This window comes from Exiguobacterium sp. s28, assembly GCF_018618135.1.
Lineage (GTDB): Bacteria > Bacillota > Bacilli > Exiguobacteriales > Exiguobacteriaceae > Exiguobacterium > Exiguobacterium mexicanum_A.
This window is the reverse complement of sequence record NZ_JACSLL010000004.1, coordinates 86,236-109,885: the sequence shown is the minus strand read 5'-3', so window position 1 is coordinate 109,885 and position 23,650 is coordinate 86,236. Positions and strand designations below refer to the sequence as shown.

Here is a 23,650-nt window from a genome sequence, read left to right as displayed (position 1 = left end):
CTCACCTCAATTTGTCAGTCTTTGCATATAGTGTACCCACTCTGCCTCCTGACTGTCACCTTTCGCAATCACTTGTTTCCGGATCGCTTGGACGAGACGAAACCGTTCTTCGACGGGTAGATGAAGAAACTCGTCTTGGAAACGGGCGCACAACATTCTTCCGAGCGGCGTATACAACTGATTGATGACGAGTTCGTAGACGATGCCACTACACCAGGTTTTCCACGTTGTCGGATTCATGAGCTTTTCCCTCCTTTGACTTAACCGTACAGTCTGAAACGCGTTTCAGAGCAAGCACTATTTTTATTTCGTCTATTTCCGAACATTCAACGCTTACATGAGAATATTTAATGTTTTTTCACTCAAAATCATTGACGACAGGCGACTCGTTTTGTATAGTCATCAAGTTGATAACGTTAATTCGACGATTGTCGGACATAATCGTTCGGAAATTACTAATTATAGGGAGTCCTACTCATGAACTTATTTCAATTGAAACAACACGGGACGAACGTTAAACAAGAAGTGATGGCCGGCATCACAACGTTCGTGACGATGGCTTACATCTCTGTCGTCAACCCAGCAATCCTGTCAGACGCCGGCATCCCGTTCGCACAAGCGTTCACGGCGACGATCATCGCCATCTTGATTGGTACCGGCCTCATGGCATTCTACGCCAATCTCCCGATTGCTGTCGCACCAGGGATGGGACTGAACGCATTCTTCGCGTATACGCTCGTCGCTCAGCAACAAATTGCTCTGTCAGCCGCGCTCGGCGTCGTCTTCGTCTCATCGGTCTTCTTCTTGATTTTGTCGCTGTCACCGATTCGGACGAAACTGATTCAAGCCATTCCGGCGTCGCTCAAGCATGCCATCACGACCGGTATCGGGTTGTTCATCGCCTCGCTCGGATTGAAGTTGTCAGGTCTCATCGTTGCGGATGAGGCGAACCTTGTCCGTCTCGGGGACTTGTCATCACCGAGTGTCTTGCTCGTCCTCGGTGGTTTGATCGTCTCGGCGCTCTTGTTCTCGCGGAACGTGCCGGGCTCACTCCTCATCGGGATGGTACTTACCGGAATTGCCGCCTTTTTCATGGGTCTCTTGAAGATTGAAGGCGTGACGGCGATGCCGACATTGCCGGAAGGACTTATGGTCAACCCGGTCACGGCGTTCTCAGACGTCATCCAATACGGCTTGTTCGGTGCCGTCTTGTCATTCTTCCTCGTCACGTTATTCGATACGACGGGAACACTCGTCGGAGTCGGAAAACAGGCCAACCTGTTGAAAGAGGATGGGACGATTGAGAACGGTCACCGCGCCTTGTTCGCCGACTCGCTCGCGACAATGGGTGGCTCGCTCGTCGGGACGAGCCCGTCGACGGCCTACATTGAGTCAGCTGCCGGTGTCGCTCAAGGCGGACGGACCGGTCTCACGACAGCGGTCGTAGCCGGTTTGTTCGGACTGACGTTGTTCTTCAGCCCGCTCATTGGTGCCATCTCTGGTGTCGCCGCCATCACGGCGCCGGCGCTCATCATCGTCGGAGCACTCATGTTGACGAACGTCCGTTACATCGACTGGACAGACTTCAGCGAATACTTCCCGGCGTTCATGACGATTCTCATCATGCCGCTCTCAGGCAGTATCGAACGCGGGATCGCCTTCGGTTTCATCCTGTATCCGATTTTTAAAGCGATGAACAAAGAAACAGTCCACCCGCTCATCTACTTGTTCGGCGCGCTATTCATCCTGGAAATGTTTTTCTTATAAGTTAGATTCGAGCCCTCGTCGACCGATGAGGGTTTTTCTGTTATCGGGCAGGGTAATGCTGTTTTATAGCAGTCATCTTCTGAATATTGATTCATTATCATTTAGTTCTCAATTAGACAGGATTTAACATTTTTTTGTGAGAATCGTTCCATTTTTCTGTTTTGGACTCGTTTGTTATGGAATAATAACTGTGAAACCGTTTACGAATTAAACTATGAACCGGAAAGAAGGAATGGACATGCCTAAAGTGGCACTGTTCGTCACTTGTCTCTCTGATACGTTGTTCCCATCGGTAGGACAAGCGACGGTCGAACTATTAGAACATCTAGGTTGTGACGTCAGTTTCCCGTTTGAGCAGACGTGTTGCGGGCAGCCCGCCTATAACAGCGGCTACCATGAAGAGACGAAGAAGATTGCGAAGCATATGATCGAGACGTTCGAGAAGGCGGATGCTGAGTATATCGTCGGTCCGTCTGGATCTTGTGTCATGATGATGCGCGACTATCCACATTTATTTAAAGATGATCCCGCTTGGAAGGCACGGGCCGAGGCTCATGCGGCGAAGACGTTCGAGTTGACGCAGTTCATCGTTGACGTGCTCGAAGTGACGGACGTCGGGGCCAAGTTCCCAGCCAAGGCAACGTATCATGCGTCTTGTCATATGACGCGCCTCCTCGGAATCGAGGCGGCACCGGGCCAGCTACTTAAAAATGTCGACGGATTGACGATGCTCCCGCTCGACAATGTCCACAACTGTTGTGGCTTCGGGGGGACGTTCTCCGTCAAGATGCCAGACGTCTCGGTACAGATGGTCGATGAGAAAGTCGAGTCGATCTTGAACTCGGGAGCCGAAGTGTTGATTGGGGCTGACGCTTCATGTCTGATGAACATCGGGGGACGTTTGCATAAACAAGGTCATCCGATCAAAGTGATGCATATCGCGGAAGTGTTGAACGAAGGGGTGAAACAAGCATGAGTATGGGGATTCGATTAGATGAGAAGTTTCAGGATCGACGTAAAGACGGAATCGACAATCCGTTCATGCGTCAGGCCGTCAGTTCGGCGCAAAACCGTCTGCGTGACGGTCGTTTAAACGCGGCAGGTGAACTCGGGGATTGGGAAGCGTTCCGGGACCATTCGGAAGAGATTCGCCAACACGTACTCGAACATCTCGACTATTACTTATATCAATTGAGCGAGAACATCTCGAAACGAGGCGGCAACGTCTTCTTCGCCGAGACGCCGGAAGAAGCAAACCGTTATATCCGGGAAGTTGTACGCGCCAAAAACGCCAAACATGTCGTCAAATCGAAGTCGATGGTGACAGAAGAAATCGGGCTGAACGAGGCGCTCCATGAGGAAGGTTGCACGGTCGTCGAGTCCGACCTCGGGGAATGGATCCTTCAACTCGATAATGATCCGCCGTCGCATATCGTCGCCCCGGCCCTCCATAAAGACCGGAACGCCGTCCATGAGACGTTCACGGCCCACGGCTATGAAGGGACGAACGACCCGACCGAGCTCGGGCGCTATGCACGCCGTGAGTTACGAAAAGACTTTTTGAAAGCGGAAGTCGGCATCACCGGCTGTAACTTCGCCATCGCCGAGAGCGGTGCCGTCGGACTCGTCACGAACGAAGGGAACGGCCGCATGGTGACGTCGCTTCCGGACACTGTCATTTCCGTCATGGGGATGGAACGGATCGTCCCGTCGTACGATGAGTTCGAAGTACTCGTCAACATGTTGTGCCGGAGCGCCGTCGGTCAACGACTCACCTCGTACATCACGACGTTCGCTGGCACGCGCGATCACGGCGAAGTCGATGGACCTGAGGAGTTCCATCTCGTCATCGTCGACAACAAACGTTCCGGCATCCTCGGCACACAGTTCCAATCTGTCCTTCAATGCATCCGTTGTGCGGCCTGTATCAACGTCTGTCCCGTGTACCGCCACATCGGTGGTCATGCCTACGGCTCGATTTATCCGGGTCCGATCGGCGCCGTGCTCGCCCCGCTCCTCGACGGCTACGAGAATTATAAAGAGTTGCCGTATGCCTCGAGTCTATGCGGTGCCTGTACGGAAGCCTGCCCGGTCAAGATTCCGCTCCACGAGCTATTGATCGAACATCGCCGTGTCATCGTCGAAGAGAAAAAACAGTCACCGTTCGTCGAGCGCATCGCCATGAAAGGCTTTGCGGTCACGTCGTCGAGCCCGTTCTTGTTCGAAGCGGCCGAACACATCGCGCCGTTCGCATCGTCCCCATTCACGAAAGCGGGACAAATCGAGAAAGGCTTGCCGGCCTGGACGGATTCGAAAGACTTGCCGCAACCCGCCAAGCAGACGGTACGGGATTGGTTCAAGAAACGGGGGAATGCAGAATGAATCCAGGAACGATCACCAATCGCGAAGATTTTCTAAAACGAATCGCCGGACAGCTCGGACGTGACGTCGACTTGACTCCGCCGAAACGCGTGTATAAGCACCGCCCGCAAGACGAGGTGCTGAAAGACGCCTCTGACGAGGAACTGCTCGAGACGTTCCGGATGGTCGCGACACGCATCCATACTGACGTCGTCGAATGCGAGTCGGCTAACCTCGATGATACACTCCGTCTCTTGATTGAACGGTATGATGGGCAGAGCATCATCGCCGAACGTGACGACCGAATCCAGGCATGGGCGCCCCAGACGAGCGAATCGTTCGACTGGTGGGACGCGGAGCGGCCAGAAGACAGCCGTGCCCTCGCCGTGAAGGCCGATATCGGTATCACGATTGTCGACCAGGCCCTCGCCGAGAGTGCGACGATCGTCCAGTACGCGGCTCCTGGGAAGTCACGCACAATCAGCTTATTGCCGCGCGACCATATTGCCATCATCCCGAAATCGGTGCTCGTGCCGCGGATGACACAGGCAGCCAAAAAATTAGCCGAACTTGACCGGACCGGTGACCTCGCCTCGCCGAACGGAGTCAACTTCATCTCCGGCCCATCGAACTCGGCCGATATCGAGATGAATTTGATTGTCGGCGTCCACGGACCTGTCCGTGTCGCCTACTTGCTCGTCCATGACTTATAAGGAAAAAGACTCGCCGCGTGATGAAGCCATTCACGTAGCGAGTCTTTTTGTGTTCAGTTTATTCGACCGTGATACTCCCGTTTGAGCTCGTCAGTTTGACTTCAACCGCTCCGTCCCCGAACGTCCGCTCGTTCGCCCGATCCCCGAACAGCTCGACTTTGCCGTTTCTCGTCTTGGCCCGAATGACGGCATCACGCGGATCTTGCTTCAGACGCATATCGATGCGGCCATTGTTCGTCTTCAGACGGATTGGATGCTCGATCACATCAATCACACAGTCGATGCGACCGTTCGAGGTTTTCCCCTCAATCGCTCCTGTCACGTCGTTAATATCGAGGCGACCGTTCGACGATTGGATTTCGAGGCGGTCCACGTTCGAGGCGCCCACTTCCACACTCCCGTTCGATGATTGCGCGTCAAGGATCTGTCCTGTTATCGACGTCAAACTGACTTTTCCGTTCGAGGAGCGGAATGAGGCACGCTCGGCGCGAACTGTGTGGGCCGTGATGCTCCCGTTCTCACTCTCAACTTCGACCGATGCGGCCTCGAGATTGCGCACGTCACAGGAGCCGAGACGATTTTTCAAGACGACTTGCTCATACGCATGGCGCGGCAGCTCGACGTGTAACACCGGTGCCTTTGTCACTGCCCAGGCGAACAAGTTCGACAGACCGAAACGACGTTCTGACTCAATTCGGATTTCGAGCGTGTCTCCAACGATCTCCATCGTCACCCCGTGGTCCCGTTCCGTCTCGAGCGTCGCGTAGGCAAAGCTGTCATCAGATGGGACGACTTTGACGTGTGCTTGCAGGACATTGATCGAGACGTTGCGGAACGCCACGTTCGGACTTTTCACAATAGCCGGTTCCTTTCGCTCTGCAGTGAGTGGCTCGACCGTGCCGAGCAACTCGCTCGCGAGTGCGCTTGGCGTCCCGAGTTCCTCAATCATCGCCGCATCTGTCTTCCCGTCGAGTCGTCCGCTCGCAAAGTACTCCGACACATCCCGTAAAATATCAACCCGATCGATGACGCTCATCCCCATCAACAAACGTTCGAGTTCCAATAAATACTGTTCTTCTGTCATTTGTCCGTTCCCCCTTCGATCAATTCGTTGACGCCGGTCGTGAACGTCTCCCATTCCGCGCGTAGTTCCGCCAAATGAGCTTTCCCCTGCTCCGTGATGGCGTAGTACTTTCGCGGTGGTCCTTCTGCCGATTCTTTTAAATACGTCGTGAAGTACCCGTCTGACGTGAGCCGCCTTAGGAGCGGGTAGACGGCACCTTCTGAGATGGCGACTTTTGCCGAAATGGCTTGCACGAGCTCATAACCGTAACGATCATGCGTCTCGACAAGTGCGAGCACGCACAAGTTGAGCACGCCTTTCTTAAATTGAGGATTCATTCCCTCGCCTCCTCTACTATATATTAAACAATAGCTTATCGTTCACTATTATTCAATAGACAATAGTTGAATTTCCGCATATTTCTTGATTGGTGGAAACAACTGGTTTAAATCTGTACAATGAAAGAACGACACTCGCAGGATATTTGTTACAGTAGGAATGTACGCAGTTCCGGGAAGGACCGATTTTTATGAAAGCATGGATTGACCAGCGGATCGGAAGACAGTTTTTATTCGTCTTCTATTTATTCATCGGACTGATCCTCCTGACCTCACTCGCCGTGTACATGTATACGGAAAACCGAATCGAACAGACGACATCATCGCTCGAAAACATTAGCGAACGTCGCACGAACGCGACCGAACTATTCGAAACGTGGCAGTCGATGCAATATGAAATGCGCGGTTACGTCATCCTCGGCGACGAGGCGATGCTCGCTCGCGTCAAAGAAAAACAAGACTTGATTGAGATTCAGACCGCTTGGTTCGAAACGAACGCGGTCACGGAAAAAGAGAAGACGTATGCGAGCGACGCGCGGACGCTCTTCTCGGCCTATCAACAACGCGTCATGCCGAGTCTAGAGCGATATGTCATCGCCAAACGCGAAGGGACGGTCACCGAACCGTTCTTGAAAATGCCGACACTTGGCAAAGTGAATCCACAAGCGGAACCACCTGCCGATCGCAAATTCAAGATCAATTCGAAAAGTGCCGCTGACATGAGCGCGAGCATCGTCGACATGGAGACCGTATTCACGGAGTATCGCAACTCATTGAATGAAGAAGAGAATCTGCTACGGGAACAACTGGCCACACATACGAAGTGGGCCCAAGTGTTATGGCTCCTCTCTCTCTTAGCGGTCTTGCTCGTCCTCTTCATCGCCGCCCGTCCTTACGTCCAACGACTGACCGGTCAACTTCATGAGTTGATCATCAACAGTGAACGTTTGGCGGACGAACGGATCATCCCGATCCCGGCGGCTGTGTCGTCACGAAATGAGGTTGGACAATTGACGAACTCCTTCCGTCAAATGGCCTCTTCGCTCGCGACGCAACGCAATCAAGTCGAGGAAGAACGCGAGAAGACGGCGCGGCTCCTTCACTCGATTCGTGATGCGGTCATTTATATGGAGCATACGACGCATGAAAAATTCGCTAACCAGGCCCTCTTCATCATGTTCAATCAAGCCGCCACGAAACGAAATGAGATGGACTTGTATCGCTTGGACGCCGATCTAGAAGAACTCGGTCTTCAAGTCGATCAAAAAGATTCGTTCTTCTCATTTATGCGTCGCGCGTTTGATGGCGAGAGCATGGAAGAGAGCGTGACGTTCTCAATGAATCAAGAAGCCCGTTTCATCCAGATGTACGCGGAAAAGATTCACTTGCGTGGTACCCGGCACGGTACGATGCTCGTCTTCCGGGACGTGACACAAGAGACCGAGGTCGATCGGTTGAAGACAGAGCTCGTCTCGACCGTGTCGCACGAATTGCGTACACCGCTCACGAGCATCATCGGCTTCACCGAGCTGTTGCGTTATCGCACGATGCCTGCCGAACGCACCGACCAATATTTAGGAATGATCCACCAAGAGACATTGCGTCTCGAGGACTTGATTTCAAACTTATTGGACGTGCAACGGATGGAGTCCGGCAAACAGACGTATCATAGTCAACCGGAGAGCCTGCATGACATCTTGAAAGAGACGATTGCCGTCCACCAAGGCGCGAGCGAACATCATCAGCTCGCCCTCGAATGTGACACAAATCTCTATGTATATGGTGACCGGGATCGGCTCAGTCAGCTGTTCACGAACTTGCTCCACAATGCGATCAAGTACTCGCCGGATGGCGGGAAAGTGGCCGTCTGCGTTACAAATGATAAATCAGACGTCATCGAGATTTCCATTCAAGACACAGGCATCGGGATTCCGATGGCGGCATTGCCGAAACTGTTCGACAAGTTTTATCGCGTCGACAATTCGGCCAGCCGTAAAATCGGCGGCACGGGCCTCGGCCTCGCCATCTGTAAAGAGATTGCTGAAGGGCACGGCGGCTCGATTCGAGTCGATTCGAGCGTCGGCCATGGCTCGACGTTCACGATTATCTTGCCGAAGTATAGTATGGAAGACCAGATGAGCAGCTAACGAACAAGGGAGGACTCGCGTAAAGCGAGTCCTCCCTTTCGTCATTGTACTTTATTTTCAGGTCCGAAAGCCGGGTACAGCGATAGACCGCCATCCGCGAAAATCGTCGCGCCTGTGACGTACGACGACTCGTCAGAAGCAAGCCAGGCCGCCACGGCCGCAATCTGTTCAGGACGCCCGATCTCATGCGTCGGAATGAGTGCCTCAAGCCCTTTTTTCTCTTCCGGGTCTTGCATTGTCTCTTCGTTGATCGGTGTGTCAATCGCGCCCGGCGCGATTCCGTTGACACGGATCTTGTTCGGTGCGTACTCGAGCGCGACCGATTTCGTGAACATCTTGACGCCACCCTTACTCGCTGCGTAATGGGTATAACCAGGACGCGGAATCACTTCATGCACCGACGACATGTTGATGATGTTCCCTTGGATTTTGTGCTCCACAAAATATTTGAGAGCGGCCCGCACACCAAGGAACGTTCCAGTCAAGTTCGTGTCGATAATTTTCTTCCAGTTGTCGAGTTCCATCTCATGCGTTTTTGCTTCGACCTGCACCCCTGCATTATTGACGAAGATGTCCATCTTCCCGAACTCGGACACGGCCGTTTCAATCATCTTCTCGGCGAGTCCTTCTTCTGCGACGTCACCTTTCACCGCGACTGCCTTGCCGCCGGCCTCTTCGATTCCTTGAATCACTTTCTTCATCTCGTCTTCACTGCTGCGATAGTTCAGGACGACATGGACCCCTTCTTTTGCGTAACGCTCTGCAATCGCTCGACCGAGTCCTTTCGAACTGCCGGTGATGACTGCGACTTTGCCTTTCAGTTCTGGATAGTTAGCCATATCAATTCCTCCTTCGTCTCTTCTCGATTTGTAGTTCCCTCATTCCCCTCTTCGTGAAACCTTTTAGGCTGTTTTTTGAATATTTGTGGCAAATCTACTATACTGAAACAAACTATTCGTTTTCAGGGATTCTCCTGAACGACATACAACTTACTCTAATGGAGGTGACTCCCCGATTTTTGGGGGAATTTTTGGACAGTCCCATGTTATTCAGCTTATTGATCGTCGCCCTGCTCATTTTCATGACCGCCTTTTTTGTGGCGGCTGAATTCTCGATTGTTAAAGTGCGCGGCGCCCGTCTTGACCAACTCGTGCTCGAGGGAAACAAACGGGCCTCTGTCGCCAAAAAGGTGATTGAAAACCTTGATGACTCGCTATCGGCTTCACAGTTCGGTATCACGCTCGCCGCACTCGGTCTCGGTTGGATTGGTGCGGATCAAATCGAAGGGATGATTCAACCGCTTGTCGACCGTTTGAACGTATCGACGTCGCTCGCGACCGTCCTATCCTTTTTGATTGCCTTCTTACTGATTGCCTTCTTGCACGTCGTTATCGGGGAACTGGTCCCGAAAACACTGGCCGTGCACGAAGCCGAGCGCTTGACACTGCTCGTCGCCCGACCGCTTTATTTCTTCACGAAATTATTGTATCCGTTCATCCACGTGCTAAACGGCACAGCCCGGCTAACACTTCGCTTGTTCGGCGTACAGACGACGGCACAGGAGACGGCGCACTCGGAAGAAGAACTCAAAATCATCATGACCGAGAGTTTCCGCAGTGGAGAAATTAACGAGAATGAGCTCGCCTACGTTCAAAATATCTTCTCTTTCGACGAACGTGTCGCCAAAGACGCGATGGTCCCACGGATGAACATGGTGACCATCGACGAAGAAGACTCGATTGAGACGATTATCGCTACCGTCCAAGAGCACCAATATACGCGCTACCCGGTCACCCGTGACGGTGACCGCGATGATGTGCTTGGCTTTATTAACGCCAAGCAGCTATTCACCGCTCAACTCGTCAAGAGCGACGCCCCGTTCGAATCGTTCATCCATCAACTCCCGCTCGTGACGGAGTTCACGCCGCTTCAAGAGGCGATGGTGAAAATGCAGAACGCGCGGACGATGATGTGTCTCGTCATCGACGAGTATGGGGGTACGGCGGGACTTCTCACGATTGAAGATATCCTCGAGGAAATCGTTGGGGAGATTCGTGATGAATTCGACCGTGACGAGCAAGCTGAAATCACCGAAGTCACACCCGGGCATTATCGCCTGTCCGGTCTCGTCTTGACGCAAGAGATCGAAGAACGGTTCGGCATCGAAATCGAGGATGATGTCGATACGATCGGCGGCTTCGTCTTATCACAAAAAGCGAATGCACGTACTGGAGAACGCTTCGTCTTACCGGGCGAACATGAGCTGATTGTTCGTGAAATCGACAATCACCGTATCGTTTTCGTCGATTTGATTTTGGCTCATAAAGACGAGATTCAACCTGAACTCGACTGACCAATTAGACCGCCCTCCCCGAAAAATCGGGGAGGGCTTTTCGTAGGCGGTCCGAACTGTCGCTATATTTTCAGACCTTGTCGTGATATACTGCACATATGTTGCTTATTTGAGTGCGTGTCACTCATTGACACAACATCACCGAACAGTTCATGAATGTTCGGTCCAACAACTACAGAAAGAAGGTTACGCATGGAACGTAAACTATTTTTAATTGACGGAAACTCCATGCTGGCCAGTGCCTATTACGGTGCCGCCGCGAGCCGAACGAAAAAAGGACGCGAGGTATCTAAAAACGATCGGAGTGCCGTCATCGGTATGACCGGCCTCATCCGGACGATTCTACGTAGACATCGTCCGACTCATTTTGTCGTCGTGTGGGACGTCTCACGTGAAACATTATGGCGCCGCGAGCTTTATCCAGGCTATAAACGCCGTCGCCGCCAGACACCACCCGAGTTGAAAGCTCAAATGGAACTCATGCGCCAATTGCTTGAAGATAGCGGGATTCCGCAATATCAAGTCGAAGGCTATGAAGGAGAAGATTTGATCGCTCATATCGCTCGGAAGTTTAGCTGTAGCGCTCCTGTCGTCATCATGACGAAAGACAAGGACTTGCTTCAGCTCGTGAGCCCACGCATCACCGTTTGGCTTCAAACGCAAGAGTTGCAACAAATGCAGGCTCGTTGCGACATCAAAGACAATCGCCCGCTCCCGCTCAAGCGACATCTCGAGATTCGTCCTGAGGAGATTGCGGCATTGTACGAAGGATTGAAGCCAAAACAGCTCTCAGCAGTCAAAGCATTGACAGGAGACCGTTCAGACGGGATCCCGCCTGTGGCCGGATTGGACGAAAGCCAATCGGTCCAGTTGATCAAACGCTTTGGTTCGCTTGATAAGCTCTATACGGCGCTAAGCGTCAAAGGCGACAAACGACAATTAATCAATGAAACGATCGCGGCACTGACGTCAGAAGAAGTGCCCCGTAACTTGAGACGCACACGTAAAAAGGCCGAGCGCAACATGGAGCTCGTCCGTCTCGATGTCACGGTGCCAGAACTCGAACACTTGAAACTCGCTCATCTTGAGCTCAGTATCAATTCAAAACGTGTCGAACAAGCGTATCAAAAACGCGGCATTCGCCTCTCGTTTGATTCGAGTCAAAAGAAAATTTCAGCACGCTAAAAAAGCGCGGACAATTAGTCCACGCTTTTTATATTTACCTTGATGCCATCATCGTCGGTGAGCGACCATTCCGGTGTCGTCCCGCCAAGCGCGCGGTTTGTCTCTGCGTCGACCAAAAGCGTCCACGCCTCCAGACCGGCCTCTTGTCCCATCGCCTGGCTCGGCCGGGCCCAGACGTTCGTCCCGATATGGTGATGATACCCGTCGGCCGCTAAAAATAAGGCGCCTGGATACGAATCGGTCGTCACCGTGAAACCGAGACGATCTTGATAGAATAATTTTGCCGCTTCTAGGGAACGTACTTTGAAGTGGACATGCCCCATCGTCGTTCCGTTCGGAAGGCCCGTGAACGGACGGTCGGCCGCCGCCTCGAGCATCGATTCATATTCAACCGGGTCCGTCGACATCTTCACATGACCGTTCGCTTCATATTCCCACTGCTCCCGGGGACGATCCGCGTAGAGCTCGATGCCGTTGCCTTCCGGGTCGCTCAAATAAAACGCCTCGCTGACCAAATGATCACCTTGGCCGACTTCAATCCGTTGCTCAATCAAATGACGAAGAATCCGTCCGAGTTCGACACGGTCCGGCAATAAAATGGCCATATGGAACAAGCCGGCTGCCCGTGGATTCAGACGAACACCCTTCACTTCATGTAAGACGACGAGCGCCATTTCGTTCGTTCCGAGCGTGACGCGATGTTCTGACGTCTCGAGTACATCCATTCCGATGACGTGCTCATAATACGTTTTCATCGTTTCTAAATCATTGACGCGCAGCGTGACAGCGCCGAGTTGTATGTTTGTTAATTTCATAGTTAATCACCTCTGTCCTCAGTATACTCGCTAAGTAGGATCGACAGAAGACGGCACAAAAAGGTGGTATAGTTACCTAAAGGATACTTAGAGAGGAGTGAGGCAGATGCCACTGATTTCAAGCTGTGAGGTCGATACCGCACTCGAGATGATCACGGGAAAATGGAAACCATCGATTTTACTCGCACTCATCAACGAAGACACGTTGCGGTTCAGCGAATTGAAACGTTCCCTTCCGAACATCAGTCAAAAGATTTTGACGGCCCAGCTCCGCGATTTAGAGGAGCAGGACCTCATCATCCGGACCGTCTATCCGGAGGTGCCGCCTCGTGTCGACTATCGCTTGAGCGAGTATGGGAAAACGCTCATCCCGGTGCTCGAGACGATGAACGCCTGGGGCATTCAACACGCCGAACGCATGCGCAACAAATAATTGTCCACATGTGGATAACCCATTTCCGCAACATTATCTATCACTTATCCACAGGAGGCTCACATGATTCGTTATCCACAGTTAACCGGTCATCACTTCGGTGTGACGGCCCCTTCATCGGGTGTTCCTGCTGAACTGCACAAGTTGCTCCACGAGGCCGAAGCCACATTCACTCGCCATGGCTTCACGCTTCAATTTGAACCATCGGTCTGGACGCAAGACAAAGCGAAATCGGCACCGGCAGAAGTCCGGGCCGATGAGTTGACGCTCTTGTTCCATGACGAGGCCATTGACCTGATTATTCCGCCATGGGGCGGCGTCTTATTGATCGAGCTATTAGACACCATCGACTGGGATGCGCTCCCGCCGAAATGGATGCTCGGATATTCGGACGTCAGCTTATTTTTATTCGTGTACACGCTCAAGACCGGCATCGCCTCGGCCCACGGCACAAACCTCGTCGACCTGCGCGGCGAAGAATGGGACGCGACGAGCTCGCGTTGGCTCGACGTCGTATCGGCGAAAGAAGGCGAGACGGTCATCCAGCTCGCCTCGGAACAGTTCCAAAAAGAGTGGCAGCATGAGAACCCGAGCCCTCATGTGTATCACTTGACCGAGCCGACCGAATGGAAATCACTCGGTGGGACGGAAGCGACCGGACGACTGCTCGGCGGCTGTATCGACGTCTTGTTGCATACGATCGGCACACCGTATGGCGACGTCGCTACGTTCCAACAGATTCATTTGAACGGGGAACCGATTCTTTGGTATTTCGAGAACGCCGAGCTCGATGTACCGGCACTCAAACGGACCCTGCTTCAAATGAAGTGGGCCGGTTGGTTCGATCATACGTCTGGCATTCTGTTCGGACGCAGTGCGGCACAACAGCCCGTCCAAGGCTACACGGCAGAGGACGTGTATACGGAACTACAGGCATTGCTCGACGTTCCTGTCATCTACGACATCGACTGCGGACACGTCCCGCCGCAAATGACACTGATCAACGGTGCCCATGCCTCGATTCAAGTCGAGAACGGCAAAGGGACACTCATCCAAACGTTCAAGGGCTGACGCGTCAGCCCTTGATTTTTTTGATAAGAGACATTAGATGGCTTCGGAAACGCCCTTCTGGGAATAAACCCACCTCTTGTTCGATCAACGGCACCCATTCATTCCCACACCCATGACTCGTTCCAATTAATAACCCTTCGAAGTAAATCGCTTGATCGACAAACCCATGCTTCGCCCATTGATCATGATGCTCCAACAGTCTCAAAAACGATTTCCGGGCTGTCTCGATCTCGCCGGTCAATGCAAAATACACACCTTTACTCATCTCGAACGCTGCGATGAATTCTGTATTTCCCTTTAGCAGTTCATTCATGACAGCAATCTGTTGATGTAGAAGCTCCGTCTTCCGATATTCGATCGCATAGAGCGCTTCTGTCATCGCTAGGCGTATTTTCATCGTCACGTCATCCGTGAAATTCGTGTATTGTTTCGCTTTTTGCAGCGCATCGACAATCGCCGCTTCATCTTTCAAATAGAGGGCACAAATCGCAATCGTTCGATACACATCGTCGACCCGATAATACATTTTCGTTCGTTTCATATAATCGAGCGTGTCCTCGAGACGACGAATCGCGCCCGGTAAATCGTCGTCATACAACATATTTCGGAACACCATCAACATGCTGAATTCGACGCGGGTCTTCGTCTTCATGCTTCTCGAATCAATCAATTCAATCGTATCGATCCGTTCAATTGCCTCATCAAACCGATTCCACATAAGCAGATAAAACGCTTGGCTGATGCGGGCCATAATCAATTCTTCTTTCTCCTCGAGCCGCTCAAACACCGCGATTGCCCGATCATACCACTCCAACAGTTGTTGTTGATTCCCACTATAAAATACACTGTCCGCGAGTAACGTGTACGCCTTCCCTTGCCATACCGAGTTCATCTCAACGTCCACGTAAGGGAGGAGCGCCTTCTGAACGGCCTCGTCTTCCCATGAGTGGAGACCTCCTTGCGTATATTCAATCTCCTCGACGATTTTCTGTAAGTCCTCCTCGCGAGGATCGACGAGCAATGACTGTACCGACACGTCGAGTCGTTTCGCGATTTCACGAAGGCTGCGCATCGACGTCTCTGCTTTGCCGTTCTCAATCATACTGAGCATCGATTTCGTGATGATGCCTTCAGCGAGCTGGCTTTGCGTCAGTTTTTTTTCTTTGCGTAACGCTTTAATCCGTTGTCCAATCATAGAGCACCTCTTAAAAGTTAAATTTAATTGAACTTATTGTATACAAATCGAGTGTCATCGTTTACTATAAAGTTAAATCAGATTGAACTTAACTGTAAAGGAGAATCGATATGACGACCACTTCATCAAACTTGTATGTATTATTGCTCGGAAAATTCATGTCGTTGTTTGCATCCAGTCTCTTCACGTTCGTCGCGGGACTGACGGTTCTGACGACGTCCGGTTCGGGACTACAGTTCGCACTCGTCTTGCTTGCCGGCACAGTGCCACGTGTCTTATTATCTCCGTTTGCTGGGGCGTTTGCCGACAAACTGGATCGCAAGCGCGTGATCATTACGATGGAGTCCGTGAACGCCTTATTATTTTTAGCTGCCGGCATCGCGAGTCTCGTCTGGACGTTCGGCGTTCCTGCTTTCTTGATTATCACATGTCTGCTCTCTGTCGTCTCGACTTTCTTATCCGTCACATTATCGAGTTCGATTCCATTCTTGTTCGACGAAGACGGACTCCAACGCGCCAATTCCCTCATTCAAAGTACCATCTCCATCTCAAGCATCGGCACGCCGCTGCTCGCCGGGGCACTGTTCACGTTACTTCCGGTATCAGCGTTTCTCTTCAGCTCGTCTCTCTTATTTATGATCGCCGCTCTTGTCGCCTCTCGTCTCCACTTTAAAGCGTACGACCATGTCCCCAGCGAGCAATCGACTTGGTCCGAGGTCCGGTCTGGCTTCCGCTACTTGAAACGCCAGCGCGTACTTTGGACGTTGACCCTCTTGGCCGCCTTGCTCAATTTCTTTTTTGTTGCCACCGAAGTGCTGTTCCCGATTGCCGCCCTACAAGAAATCGGCGTCAGCCCGCTTCAATTCGGATTTTTAGAAAGCATGTTCGCCGTCGGATTTTTAGTCGCCTCGCTCGCCCATGCATTGCCGGTCTTTCAAATCAAACATCGGCTAGCCACGACCCGAACCGCGCTGATCATTATGAGTTGCCTCTTTATCGGACCGGCCGTCCCGCTCTATTTCGACTTCTCAGTCACACCAGCTATCGTCTTCTTCGCTGGTTTCGCCTTATTAAGCGGGTTCTTCATCATCCGTGTCAATATCCCCATCCAGCTCTATTTACAGACGAACACGGAACCGAGTTATCTCGGTCGCGTGATTGGTGTCCTCGAATCCCTCGCGATGGGCATCACACCGTTCGGCTTCATCGTGTTTGGCCTATTAAGCGAATGGATGCCGGTCGCTTCACTCTATACGATTTGCATGCTCTGCCTGCTCACCATCACGTTGTTCGCGATGTATCGGATCCGTCACGACATCACTGCCGAAAAAGCCGCTGTGTCAGCGCAAGCAGAGAGTGCATGAACGCAAAAAAGACATCGAACCTCAATTCGATGTCTTTTCTGTAGATGGTAGGACTCGTTTCTCTAACAAGAACGGTCCGAACGGGATAACGGATGCCATAACCGCGAGGACCAACACTTTGAAGCCCCAGTTGAAACGCCATGCCATATAGACGGCTGCCCCCACATAAGCGACGAACAAGAAACCGTGGGCCGCGCCGACGATGCTGACGGCAAGCGGCATGCCCGCCAAGTACTTGAGCGGCATCGCGATGAGCAACAAGAGTAAGAAAGACATCCCCTCTGTGTATCCGAGCCATTTAAAACGTGTTGCGTTCATATTCGTTCTCCTTTTCAATCGTTGCTACGTCCATCGTAGCCGAAAGAGGTGAGGTTTGTCACAGGAGAACGTCATAAATTCGTTACGCTATTTGACGATTTGGTGAACGATGCATGACTTTTGTTTCCACGAACTTGCGAAGGAACAATCCATCGACACCAAGTTTACCAGCATTGTAGCCTGCGACGAGAATGAGGACTGATACGATTAACATCGTCGGGTTCGTGCTGACCGTACCTGAGAGCAAGAACGCCATGTTCATAACAAGACCGAAGAAGGCTGCGCTACGTGTGAGGGCACCAACCAAGAGTCCAAGACCGACTAGGAATTCACCGTATGGGATCAACACATCGAACAAGGCCGCGTTCGGAATGGCGAAGTTTTCAAGGAACGCTGCCCACCAACCGGCTACGGCTGGGTGATCACCCGTGGCGAGAGAAGCTGCGTTTTGAAGATATCCTTCTGAACCAAATCCGCCTGTGATTTTGCCCCACCCTGCTGTGAGCCAGTGATAGCCGAGCCAGAGACGAAGGACTGTCAAAATACCGGTGGCGACGTTGTGGTTTTGCCAAAATTTTGTGAACATGATAATTCCTCCTTAGAATGAGTGAATGATGACTTATATGTGATTACATTCACAATATACCATCCATGTTCATCTTTTCACATAGGTTAGGACAAGAGTTCACGTTTCGTTCATATGTGCGTCACAGGTCAGTCACTTTTTGGAAATTGGTCAATTCGAAAAGGACGTCCGCGAGGGACGTCCTTGTTTGAGTTACAACTTCACCTCTTGAGGTGGCTGTCCTTTTTTATTCATCACGCGCATCGATTGTGGCGCGATTTTTAAGATGACGAGTTTTGGATCATCCGGACCGTCGAACCAACCTTCGAGTTTCTCGTTCCATACCTTTTCTTTCATCGATTCATCGTCAGATACACTCGTCTCGCCTAAAATCTCGAGGTACGTATCCCCGACGCCGTCCCCGTCATAGCCAATCAAAATGTGTGTATACGGATTATTTTTCAGTTCATCCACTTTATCCGTTTCTTTCGAAGTTGCGGTGTAGAGCGTCAAGTCATCATGGAAAAATGTCATATAACGGCTGTGCGGCTTCCCTTTATAAACCGTTGCCATTGTCCCTACGTTACTATGATCTAAAATCTGTTTTGCCGTTTGCATTGCATCCATTCTGAAAAACCTCCTTGTGGTAGTCACTCGTATATTGATTCCCCCGGGGCAAGTGATTAAACACGCGGACAACAAAAAACCTGCTCGCCGAAGCGAGCAGGTTATAAAATTCCTTAGAAAGGAAGATTAGATTTTTTCAACGTTAGAAGCTTGTGGTCCACGAGCTCCGTCAGTGATTTCGAAAGTTACTGCTTGGCCTTCTTCAAGTGTCTTGAAGCCGTCGCCTTGGATTGCTGAGAAGTGTACGAATACGTCGTCTCCGCCTTCCATTTCGATGAAGCCGTAACCTTTTTCTGAGTTAAACCATTTTACTTTACCTGTGTTCATAATGAACCCTCCTGAAATAAACGCTGTGCGTTCTAGTAGTGCCTTACTAGAAAAAACTGACCAATAAAAAATCACAAACCTCTAGGATTATCTTAAACGAAAAATAATCCAAAGCGTTTTGTGAATTATGTTTCCAGCTATTCTTAATTAAGCACATATAGAATATACCATGGATAAATGCTTCTGTCTACTAAATACTTCGGTTTGCTAAAAATACTTCTAAAACGGGTACATCCAATTGTAGTGAACGCTAGGAGGATGAACCATATGACAGCATACATTGACCGTTCGAACATTGCCGCCACGATCGCCCAGCATTCGAATTGGGCACTTGATAAGTTACTGACGGAAACACTCGATTGGCATGAGGCGACTCGACGTACGGCCTATCCCGATCAAGCAAAAACTTATCTCTCCCATTTGCCAATGACGGAGCGTATCGTTCCAGTGACGAGTTCGTTGCCGCTTGAAATAGTAGAAGGAATCGTCCGTCCGGTCTGGATGCGCCGGCTCGACGCCGAGCACTTGAACTTGAGACAAATGACGCGTCAGCACGTCGACGTCACCGATTATGGCGCCATCGGGGATGGGCAGACGGATTGCACGCTCGCTTTTCGGCTCGCCCTCAGGTCGAGCCGCCACGTCCACGTGCCGGCCGGCGTATATATCGTCCGCGGCATCCGTATCCCGTCGAACTGCGTGCTCGAAGGGGCCGGCCAGCAGGAAACGATCATCAAGCTCTCAGACCGGGCATCGAAACATCGACGATTACTTCGAAATGCGACTCCCTTCGCCGGCAACCACCATATCGAAGTCGCACATTTGACGCTCGACTGGAACGTGGAGCGCCTCGGTGACGTCGACCGGACGTCGAGTGGCGATACCGCTTCGAGCGCGTTGACGTTCGCGCACGTCAAATTCGGTTGGATCCATCACGTCACGGCGAAAAACGCGGGACTGCATGCCTTTGATATCACTGCACCCCACTATCATTACTTGGGAGACGGATTACGCGCCACAAAAGGCAGCCGCTACGTGTGGCTCGATCATTGCGAGGCGACGAATTACGGCGACGATGGCATCACGACCCACCATAGTGACGCCATCTATATCACGAACTGCTATTGTCATCATCCACACGGACGCACCCATGCCCATGGATTCTCGAACTCGAACGGAATCGAGATTGATGACGGGTCACGCCATGTCACACTCGTCAACAATATGAGCGAGGGTTGCTTCGGGGGCGTCGAAGTGAAGGCGCACGGGACGTCTTCAGCCGCTCACGACGTCCACATATTCGGACACTTCTCATATCACGATAATCGCTCGTTCAACTTCCGGCACATCAGCCACCACTTGGCTGATGATCCGCAGTCGAAGACGGCACGCTTCCTTTCAGGGACGAACCTCGTCTCGATGGAGCCGGTCCGTTCGAGTCTTTATAAGAAGTCTTCTGCGCGTAGCCTCGTCATATCAGCGTATCAAGACGTGTTCATTCACGGGTTCACGGCGATTGGGAATCCTGAATATGACTATCGTGGAAATCCGGCGCTCGCCGTTCAATACAAGTCTCGGAACGTCCGCTTGAAACGGATTGCGGCGAGCGGATTTACTTCGGGACGGGCCGACATCGAACTGTTCGGCGGCGATAACCGGACCGATCACGTCACAATCGAGGACGTCATTTGCCGTAACTCGGCCCCGGTCGCGTTGAAAGTCGGCGGGCAACTGACGAACGTCATGCTCCGTCGGATTGAAGGCGAACAAAAAAGTGGAGATGTACTCATCTCCACGAGTAGCCCGATCGAGGCTCATGATTTATTCGCTTATGGGTTTTCCGATCGCGTACGCAATGACGCTTGAGCCGACTCGACGAGTTCATCAAGCATCGCCTCATCTAAATTAAGTGAACTCACCGTCTGTTTCGCCATCATGCGGACGATGGCTTTGTCGAGAAAGCCCATTCGTTCGAAATCATAGCCGTTGCCGACGACTTCGACGAAATAAGCATGTGCCCGCAACACTTCTCGATAAGCATCCTCGAGTTCTCGTTGCCGTTCGGCCGCAGTCGGCGTACCGGCACATAAATAGAGGCCGAGCGGTCGTTTGAGCAGTTGGGTTTCGTTCATGTGCAGCCAAGCCGTCATCTCGTCTTGAATTTTGCCCATCCGGATCGAGCTGCCGACAATCACATGGTCGACCGTCGCCCACTCGACATCCGGCTGCTCGACTACATTTTGGATGTGAACGTCTCCCGGAAGCCGTTCGGCCAACAAATGGGCAACTTTCTCACTCGTCCCGTAGCGGGTCGAATAAGCAATTAACGTATTCATCGCGTTTCCCCCTTTTCGTTCAGACTCTACTATCTCTATTCCCGAAAGCATCCACCTTTACTAGTGACCACAAAAAAACTCGCCAAGGAGGCGAGTTTTTTTCGTCACACTTTATACACTTGCGCTTCGTACGGACGAAGCGTGAACGGTTCAATCGGTTCCATGTTCCCGATGACACGTTCTGTCACGTCATACGGGAGTTCGCGTGTCACCGTCTCATCCGAGAAGTTACAGAGCACGAGCCACGTCTCCCCTTCGAACGTTCGAGTGAAGGCGTATATCGCTTCATCGTCTGGGAGTAACAGTTCATACTTCCCGTAGACAACGATCGGATTTTGTTTCCGGAGCTGAATCAACTGGCGATAATAATGGAAGAGCGAGTCCGGATCACGCCGCGCCGCTTCCGCGTTCACGGTCATATAGTTCGGGTTGACCCCGATCCACGGCGTTCCGGACGTGAATCCGCCTTGCGGTTCGGCCGACCACTGGACCGGTGTCCGCGAGTTGTCGCGCCCACGTGCGTGAATACCGCGGAAAATCTCATCATGCGTCAACAAGCCATTCGTCGTGTAATCCCGATACGCGTTGAGTGTCTCGATGTCACGGTACTCATCAATCGAGTCGAACGCCACGTTCGTCATCCCGAACTCTTCACCTTGATAGATGTATGGCGTCCCTTTCAGCATGTGCAGGAGCGTCGCCAGCATCTTGCCAGAGACGACACGATACTCGTCCGAGTCGTTCCCGAACCGTGAAATGGCTCGCGGTTGGTCATGGTTGCTCCAGTAGAGACTGTTCCAGCCATCTTCTTCAAGACCTTCTTGCCAACGCGAGAAGATTGTCTTCAAGTCCGTCAACTTCCAGTCCATCGGATTCCATTTGCCGAAACTGCCGTTGCCGACGTCGACGTGTTCGAAATGGAACACCATGTTCAACTCGTCACGGTCTGTTCCTGTATAAAGCTTCGCCTCGTCGACGCTGACGCCCGGCATCTCACCGACCGTGATCGTATCGTATTTCGACAGGACCTCACGATTCATCTCCTGCATGAACTCATGGATGCGCGGCCCATTGAAGAAGAACGGTGTGCCGTCCCCGTAACCTGTCCCCCGCGTCTCGCCGTCTGGATAACTCGGATCTTTCGAGATCATATTGATGACGTCCATTCGGAAACCGTCGACCCCTTTGTCGAGCCAGTACGTCATCAAATCGTATACTTCACGGCGCAACGTCTCTGACTCCCAGTTCAAGTCTGGTTGCTTTTTGCTGAACAGATGCAAGTAGTATTCGTCGCTTGCCTCATCGTATTGCCAGGCACTCCCTCCGAAGAAAGCACCCCAGTTCGTCGGTGGCTGACCGTTCTCGCCTTTTTTCCAAATGTAGTAGTCCCGGTACGGGCTGTCTTTTGAGGAGCGCGACTCCATGAACCATTGGTGTTCGTCCGACGAGTGGTTGACGACGAGGTCCATCATAATTTTGATGCCGTGACGATGCGCTTCTTTGAGCATCGCATCGAAATCGTCCATCGTTCCGAACTCATCCATGATGGCCCGGTAATCGCGGATGTCGTATCCGTTGTCGTCGTTCGGTGAATCGTACACCGGCGATAGCCAGATGACATCGATGCCGAGTTCCGCCAAATACGACATCTTCTCGGTGATTCCAGGGATGTCCCCAATCCCGTCGCCGTTCGAGTCATTAAAGCTGCGCGGGTAAATTTGATAGACGACCGCTTCTTTCCACCATTGTTTCATGTTTCATCCTCCTCATACGTTCTGTCGATTTCATCGTACCCGCTCCTCGCCTTGATTTCTATCCATGATATGATGAGAATATGCACGATTTTGCTATTAAGAAAGGATGATTCGATGGAAATTGGCTTTTGTGGCTATTCTTATCATACAACGACCTATACTTTTCCTTCCCCTAATCGATTAGAGACGTATTTGATTCGTTTGCAGACAGAAGGCACGGCACGAATCGTCGTCAATGGAAAGACGTATACGGTACGGCCTGGCGATTTGTTGCTCGTCAAACCTGGTGACGAGTATGAACTGCATGTCGACACCCCGGCGAGCGGGGATTATCATCTCTTCTGCAACGGTTCATCACTTGATACGTGGTGGACTGCGGCGAATCGTTCACGCATCACGCCCATCTCAATCGATCCTCGCCTGTTGTCACTCTGGCAACACATCACCGAAGAGGCACGACGCCCGACGACTGAACAAAGTCCAGCCTTGATTGAAACACTGGTTGAAGCCTTGCTCCTCATGCTCGACCGTTCACTCCAAGAAGTGCACGCAAACGTGCGACCACCTGTCGTGTCACGCATGATGCGTTATATAGAAGGAAACGTCACGAGCGACTTCAAAGTGGCGGACGTCGCAGACGCGGTCGGGCTCAGTGTATCGCGGACCGTCCACTTGTTCAAAGAAGTGACCGGTATGACGATTGTCGCTTATGCCCAATCGATTCGACTTCAGCTCGCCGAAGAACAGATGCAGTACACCCAACACTCTCTCGAACGGATTGCCGAGCTGTCCGGATTCCGCTCCTATCCATATTTCCATCGTATCTTTAAACGAAAATATGGCGTCGCACCAGGGGTTTATCGCACACTTCAACAAAAAAACGAAAAAAAATAAAAAAAGAGTGATCCATTTTTTGAA

24 protein-coding genes are annotated in these 23,650 nt (G+C 51.7%); 12 read left to right on the top strand and 12 right to left on the bottom strand.

What is annotated here, in order from left to right; translation table 11 throughout:
- Positions 1-6 precede the first annotated feature (6 nt).
- Positions 7-240 (bottom strand): hypothetical protein, encoded by a 234-nt coding sequence (locus tag KNP78_RS06440; RefSeq protein ID WP_214715099.1) that lies wholly within the window; start codon positions 238-240, stop codon positions 7-9.
- Positions 241-477: 237 nt separating this feature from the next.
- Between KNP78_RS06440 and KNP78_RS06435 the strand changes: the two genes are divergently transcribed.
- The 4 genes from KNP78_RS06435 to KNP78_RS06420 all read left to right on the top strand — a co-directional run bounded on the left by KNP78_RS06435 (position 478) and on the right by KNP78_RS06420 (position 4,841).
- Positions 478-1,767, top strand: a complete 1,290-nt coding sequence (locus tag KNP78_RS06435) for an NCS2 family permease (protein WP_214823472.1) — start codon at positions 478-480, stop codon at positions 1,765-1,767.
- A 238-nt stretch (positions 1,768-2,005) separates the two neighbouring features.
- Positions 2,006-2,743: a (Fe-S)-binding protein gene (locus KNP78_RS06430; protein ID WP_214823471.1), complete on the top strand. Its 738-nt coding sequence runs from the start codon at positions 2,006-2,008 to the stop codon at positions 2,741-2,743.
- 2 nt (positions 2,744-2,745) lie between these two features.
- A complete protein-coding gene (locus tag KNP78_RS06425; RefSeq protein WP_214823505.1) occupies positions 2,746-4,149 on the top strand; it encodes a LutB/LldF family L-lactate oxidation iron-sulfur protein in 1,404 nt (467 codons plus the stop codon).
- Positions 4,146-4,841, top strand: a complete 696-nt coding sequence (locus KNP78_RS06420) for a LutC/YkgG family protein (protein ID WP_214823470.1) — start codon at positions 4,146-4,148, stop codon at positions 4,839-4,841. Before KNP78_RS06425 ends, KNP78_RS06420 begins: the two co-directional genes overlap by 4 nt.
- 58 nt (positions 4,842-4,899) lie before the next feature.
- Here KNP78_RS06420 and KNP78_RS06415 read toward each other — a convergent pair whose 3' ends face one another.
- Together KNP78_RS06415 and KNP78_RS06410 are read right to left on the bottom strand one after the other, a co-directional pair.
- Entirely contained in the window at positions 4,900-5,925 is a 1,026-nt protein-coding gene (locus tag KNP78_RS06415) for a DUF4097 family beta strand repeat-containing protein (RefSeq protein ID WP_214823469.1), read from the bottom strand.
- Positions 5,922-6,242, bottom strand: a complete 321-nt coding sequence (locus tag KNP78_RS06410) for a PadR family transcriptional regulator (protein ID WP_034780699.1) — start codon at positions 6,240-6,242, stop codon at positions 5,922-5,924. The genes KNP78_RS06415 and KNP78_RS06410 overlap by 4 nt, the downstream gene beginning before the upstream one ends.
- Before the next feature lie 191 nt (positions 6,243-6,433).
- On the opposite strand from KNP78_RS06410, the gene KNP78_RS06405 reads away from it, so the two are divergent.
- Positions 6,434-8,389: a HAMP domain-containing sensor histidine kinase gene (locus KNP78_RS06405; protein ID WP_214797417.1), complete on the top strand. Its 1,956-nt coding sequence runs from the start codon at positions 6,434-6,436 to the stop codon at positions 8,387-8,389.
- Between the two features lie 41 nt (positions 8,390-8,430).
- Here the strand turns inward: KNP78_RS06405 and KNP78_RS06400 are convergent, their stop codons facing one another.
- Positions 8,431-9,228, bottom strand: a complete 798-nt coding sequence (locus tag KNP78_RS06400; protein WP_034780694.1) for a glucose 1-dehydrogenase — start codon at positions 9,226-9,228, stop codon at positions 8,431-8,433.
- A gap of 191 nt (positions 9,229-9,419) precedes the next feature.
- On the opposite strand from KNP78_RS06400, the gene KNP78_RS06395 reads away from it, so the two are divergent.
- The gene (locus KNP78_RS06395; RefSeq protein WP_034780692.1) at positions 9,420-10,742 is read left to right on the top strand and encodes a hemolysin family protein; all 1,323 of its coding nucleotides are present in this window, start codon (positions 9,420-9,422) and stop codon (positions 10,740-10,742) included.
- A gap of 192 nt (positions 10,743-10,934) precedes the next feature.
- The gene (locus KNP78_RS06390; protein WP_034780689.1) at positions 10,935-11,927 is read left to right on the top strand and encodes a 5'-3' exonuclease; all 993 of its coding nucleotides are present in this window, start codon (positions 10,935-10,937) and stop codon (positions 11,925-11,927) included.
- Between the two features lie 14 nt (positions 11,928-11,941).
- Here the strand turns inward: KNP78_RS06390 and KNP78_RS06385 are convergent, their stop codons facing one another.
- Positions 11,942-12,742, bottom strand: a complete 801-nt coding sequence (locus tag KNP78_RS06385; protein ID WP_138860099.1) for a VOC family protein — start codon at positions 12,740-12,742, stop codon at positions 11,942-11,944.
- Positions 12,743-12,848: 106 nt separating this feature from the next.
- Between KNP78_RS06385 and KNP78_RS06380 the strand changes: the two genes are divergently transcribed.
- Together KNP78_RS06380 and KNP78_RS06375 are read left to right on the top strand one after the other, a co-directional pair.
- Positions 12,849-13,175 carry a winged helix-turn-helix transcriptional regulator gene (locus tag KNP78_RS06380; protein ID WP_034780682.1) on the top strand — a complete coding sequence of 109 codons (327 nt, stop codon included), beginning with the start codon at positions 12,849-12,851 and terminating at the stop codon, positions 13,173-13,175.
- Positions 13,176-13,238: 63 nt separating this feature from the next.
- Positions 13,239-14,246 carry a S66 family peptidase gene (locus tag KNP78_RS06375; protein WP_214797416.1) on the top strand — a complete coding sequence of 336 codons (1,008 nt, stop codon included), beginning with the start codon at positions 13,239-13,241 and terminating at the stop codon, positions 14,244-14,246.
- Positions 14,247-14,250: 4 nt separating this feature from the next.
- Here the strand turns inward: KNP78_RS06375 and KNP78_RS06370 are convergent, their stop codons facing one another.
- Complete coding sequence (locus KNP78_RS06370; protein ID WP_214797415.1) at positions 14,251-15,441, bottom strand: helix-turn-helix domain-containing protein; 1,191 nt, start codon at positions 15,439-15,441, stop codon at positions 14,251-14,253.
- A gap of 110 nt (positions 15,442-15,551) precedes the next feature.
- On the opposite strand from KNP78_RS06370, the gene KNP78_RS06365 reads away from it, so the two are divergent.
- Positions 15,552-16,805: an MFS transporter gene (locus tag KNP78_RS06365; protein WP_214715122.1), complete on the top strand. Its 1,254-nt coding sequence runs from the start codon at positions 15,552-15,554 to the stop codon at positions 16,803-16,805.
- A 21-nt stretch (positions 16,806-16,826) separates the two neighbouring features.
- On the opposite strand, the gene KNP78_RS06360 is transcribed toward KNP78_RS06365, so the two are convergent.
- The 4 genes from KNP78_RS06360 to KNP78_RS06345 form a co-directional block, all read right to left on the bottom strand.
- Positions 16,827-17,123: a DUF3817 domain-containing protein gene (locus tag KNP78_RS06360; protein WP_214797414.1), complete on the bottom strand. Its 297-nt coding sequence runs from the start codon at positions 17,121-17,123 to the stop codon at positions 16,827-16,829.
- Between the two features lie 82 nt (positions 17,124-17,205).
- Positions 17,206-17,709, bottom strand: a complete 504-nt coding sequence (locus tag KNP78_RS06355; RefSeq protein WP_214754845.1) for a DoxX family protein — start codon at positions 17,707-17,709, stop codon at positions 17,206-17,208.
- A gap of 192 nt (positions 17,710-17,901) precedes the next feature.
- Positions 17,902-18,315, bottom strand: coding sequence for a pyridoxamine 5'-phosphate oxidase family protein (locus KNP78_RS06350; RefSeq protein WP_029596304.1), 414 nt, complete (start codon positions 18,313-18,315; stop codon positions 17,902-17,904).
- A 126-nt stretch (positions 18,316-18,441) separates the two neighbouring features.
- Positions 18,442-18,642 carry a cold-shock protein gene (locus KNP78_RS06345; RefSeq protein WP_016507985.1) on the bottom strand — a complete coding sequence of 67 codons (201 nt, stop codon included), beginning with the start codon at positions 18,640-18,642 and terminating at the stop codon, positions 18,442-18,444.
- 267 nt (positions 18,643-18,909) lie between these two features.
- Between KNP78_RS06345 and KNP78_RS06340 the strand changes: the two genes are divergently transcribed.
- Positions 18,910-20,508: a glycoside hydrolase family 55 protein gene (locus KNP78_RS06340; RefSeq protein WP_214823468.1), complete on the top strand. Its 1,599-nt coding sequence runs from the start codon at positions 18,910-18,912 to the stop codon at positions 20,506-20,508.
- Here the strand turns inward: KNP78_RS06340 and KNP78_RS06335 are convergent.
- Together KNP78_RS06335 and KNP78_RS06330 are read right to left on the bottom strand one after the other, a co-directional pair.
- The gene (locus tag KNP78_RS06335; RefSeq protein ID WP_034780662.1) at positions 20,472-20,978 is read right to left on the bottom strand and encodes a flavodoxin domain-containing protein; all 507 of its coding nucleotides are present in this window, start codon (positions 20,976-20,978) and stop codon (positions 20,472-20,474) included. The genes KNP78_RS06340 and KNP78_RS06335 overlap by 37 nt on opposite strands.
- Positions 20,979-21,082: 104 nt before the next feature.
- The gene (locus KNP78_RS06330) at positions 21,083-22,732 is read right to left on the bottom strand and encodes a glycoside hydrolase family 13 protein (protein ID WP_214823467.1); all 1,650 of its coding nucleotides are present in this window, start codon (positions 22,730-22,732) and stop codon (positions 21,083-21,085) included.
- A gap of 114 nt (positions 22,733-22,846) precedes the next feature.
- Between KNP78_RS06330 and KNP78_RS06325 the strand changes: the two genes are divergently transcribed.
- A complete protein-coding gene (locus tag KNP78_RS06325) occupies positions 22,847-23,626 on the top strand; it encodes a helix-turn-helix domain-containing protein (protein ID WP_214823466.1) in 780 nt (259 codons plus the stop codon).
- Positions 23,627-23,650: the final 24 nt, after the last annotated feature.

Coding starts and splice junctions, on each gene's coding strand:
- KNP78_RS06440 (WP_214715099.1), bottom strand. CDS start 240: ATGAATCCGACAACGTGGAAAACCTGGTGTAGTGGCATCGTCTACGAA.
- KNP78_RS06435 (WP_214823472.1), top strand. CDS start 478: ATGAACTTATTTCAATTGAAACAACACGGGACGAACGTTAAACAAGAA.
- KNP78_RS06430 (WP_214823471.1), top strand. CDS start 2,006: ATGCCTAAAGTGGCACTGTTCGTCACTTGTCTCTCTGATACGTTGTTC.
- KNP78_RS06425 (WP_214823505.1), top strand. CDS start 2,746: ATGGGGATTCGATTAGATGAGAAGTTTCAGGATCGACGTAAAGACGGA.
- KNP78_RS06420 (WP_214823470.1), top strand. CDS start 4,146: ATGAATCCAGGAACGATCACCAATCGCGAAGATTTTCTAAAACGAATC.
- KNP78_RS06415 (WP_214823469.1), bottom strand. CDS start 5,925: ATGACAGAAGAACAGTATTTATTGGAACTCGAACGTTTGTTGATGGGG.
- KNP78_RS06410 (WP_034780699.1), bottom strand. CDS start 6,242: ATGAATCCTCAATTTAAGAAAGGCGTGCTCAACTTGTGCGTGCTCGCA.
- KNP78_RS06405 (WP_214797417.1), top strand. CDS start 6,434: ATGAAAGCATGGATTGACCAGCGGATCGGAAGACAGTTTTTATTCGTC.
- KNP78_RS06400 (WP_034780694.1), bottom strand. CDS start 9,228: ATGGCTAACTATCCAGAACTGAAAGGCAAAGTCGCAGTCATCACCGGC.
- KNP78_RS06390 (WP_034780689.1), top strand. CDS start 10,935: ATGGAACGTAAACTATTTTTAATTGACGGAAACTCCATGCTGGCCAGT.
- KNP78_RS06385 (WP_138860099.1), bottom strand. CDS start 12,742: ATGAAATTAACAAACATACAACTCGGCGCTGTCACGCTGCGCGTCAAT.
- KNP78_RS06380 (WP_034780682.1), top strand. CDS start 12,849: ATGCCACTGATTTCAAGCTGTGAGGTCGATACCGCACTCGAGATGATC.
- KNP78_RS06375 (WP_214797416.1), top strand. CDS start 13,239: ATGATTCGTTATCCACAGTTAACCGGTCATCACTTCGGTGTGACGGCC.
- KNP78_RS06370 (WP_214797415.1), bottom strand. CDS start 15,441: ATGATTGGACAACGGATTAAAGCGTTACGCAAAGAAAAAAAACTGACG.
- KNP78_RS06365 (WP_214715122.1), top strand. CDS start 15,552: ATGACGACCACTTCATCAAACTTGTATGTATTATTGCTCGGAAAATTC.
- KNP78_RS06360 (WP_214797414.1), bottom strand. CDS start 17,123: ATGAACGCAACACGTTTTAAATGGCTCGGATACACAGAGGGGATGTCT.
- KNP78_RS06355 (WP_214754845.1), bottom strand. CDS start 17,709: ATGTTCACAAAATTTTGGCAAAACCACAACGTCGCCACCGGTATTTTG.
- KNP78_RS06350 (WP_029596304.1), bottom strand. CDS start 18,315: ATGGATGCAATGCAAACGGCAAAACAGATTTTAGATCATAGTAACGTA.
- KNP78_RS06345 (WP_016507985.1), bottom strand. CDS start 18,642: ATGAACACAGGTAAAGTAAAATGGTTTAACTCAGAAAAAGGTTACGGC.
- KNP78_RS06340 (WP_214823468.1), top strand. CDS start 18,910: ATGACAGCATACATTGACCGTTCGAACATTGCCGCCACGATCGCCCAG.
- KNP78_RS06335 (WP_034780662.1), bottom strand. CDS start 20,978: ATGAATACGTTAATTGCTTATTCGACCCGCTACGGGACGAGTGAGAAA.
- KNP78_RS06330 (WP_214823467.1), bottom strand. CDS start 22,732: ATGAAACAATGGTGGAAAGAAGCGGTCGTCTATCAAATTTACCCGCGC.
- KNP78_RS06325 (WP_214823466.1), top strand. CDS start 22,847: ATGGAAATTGGCTTTTGTGGCTATTCTTATCATACAACGACCTATACT.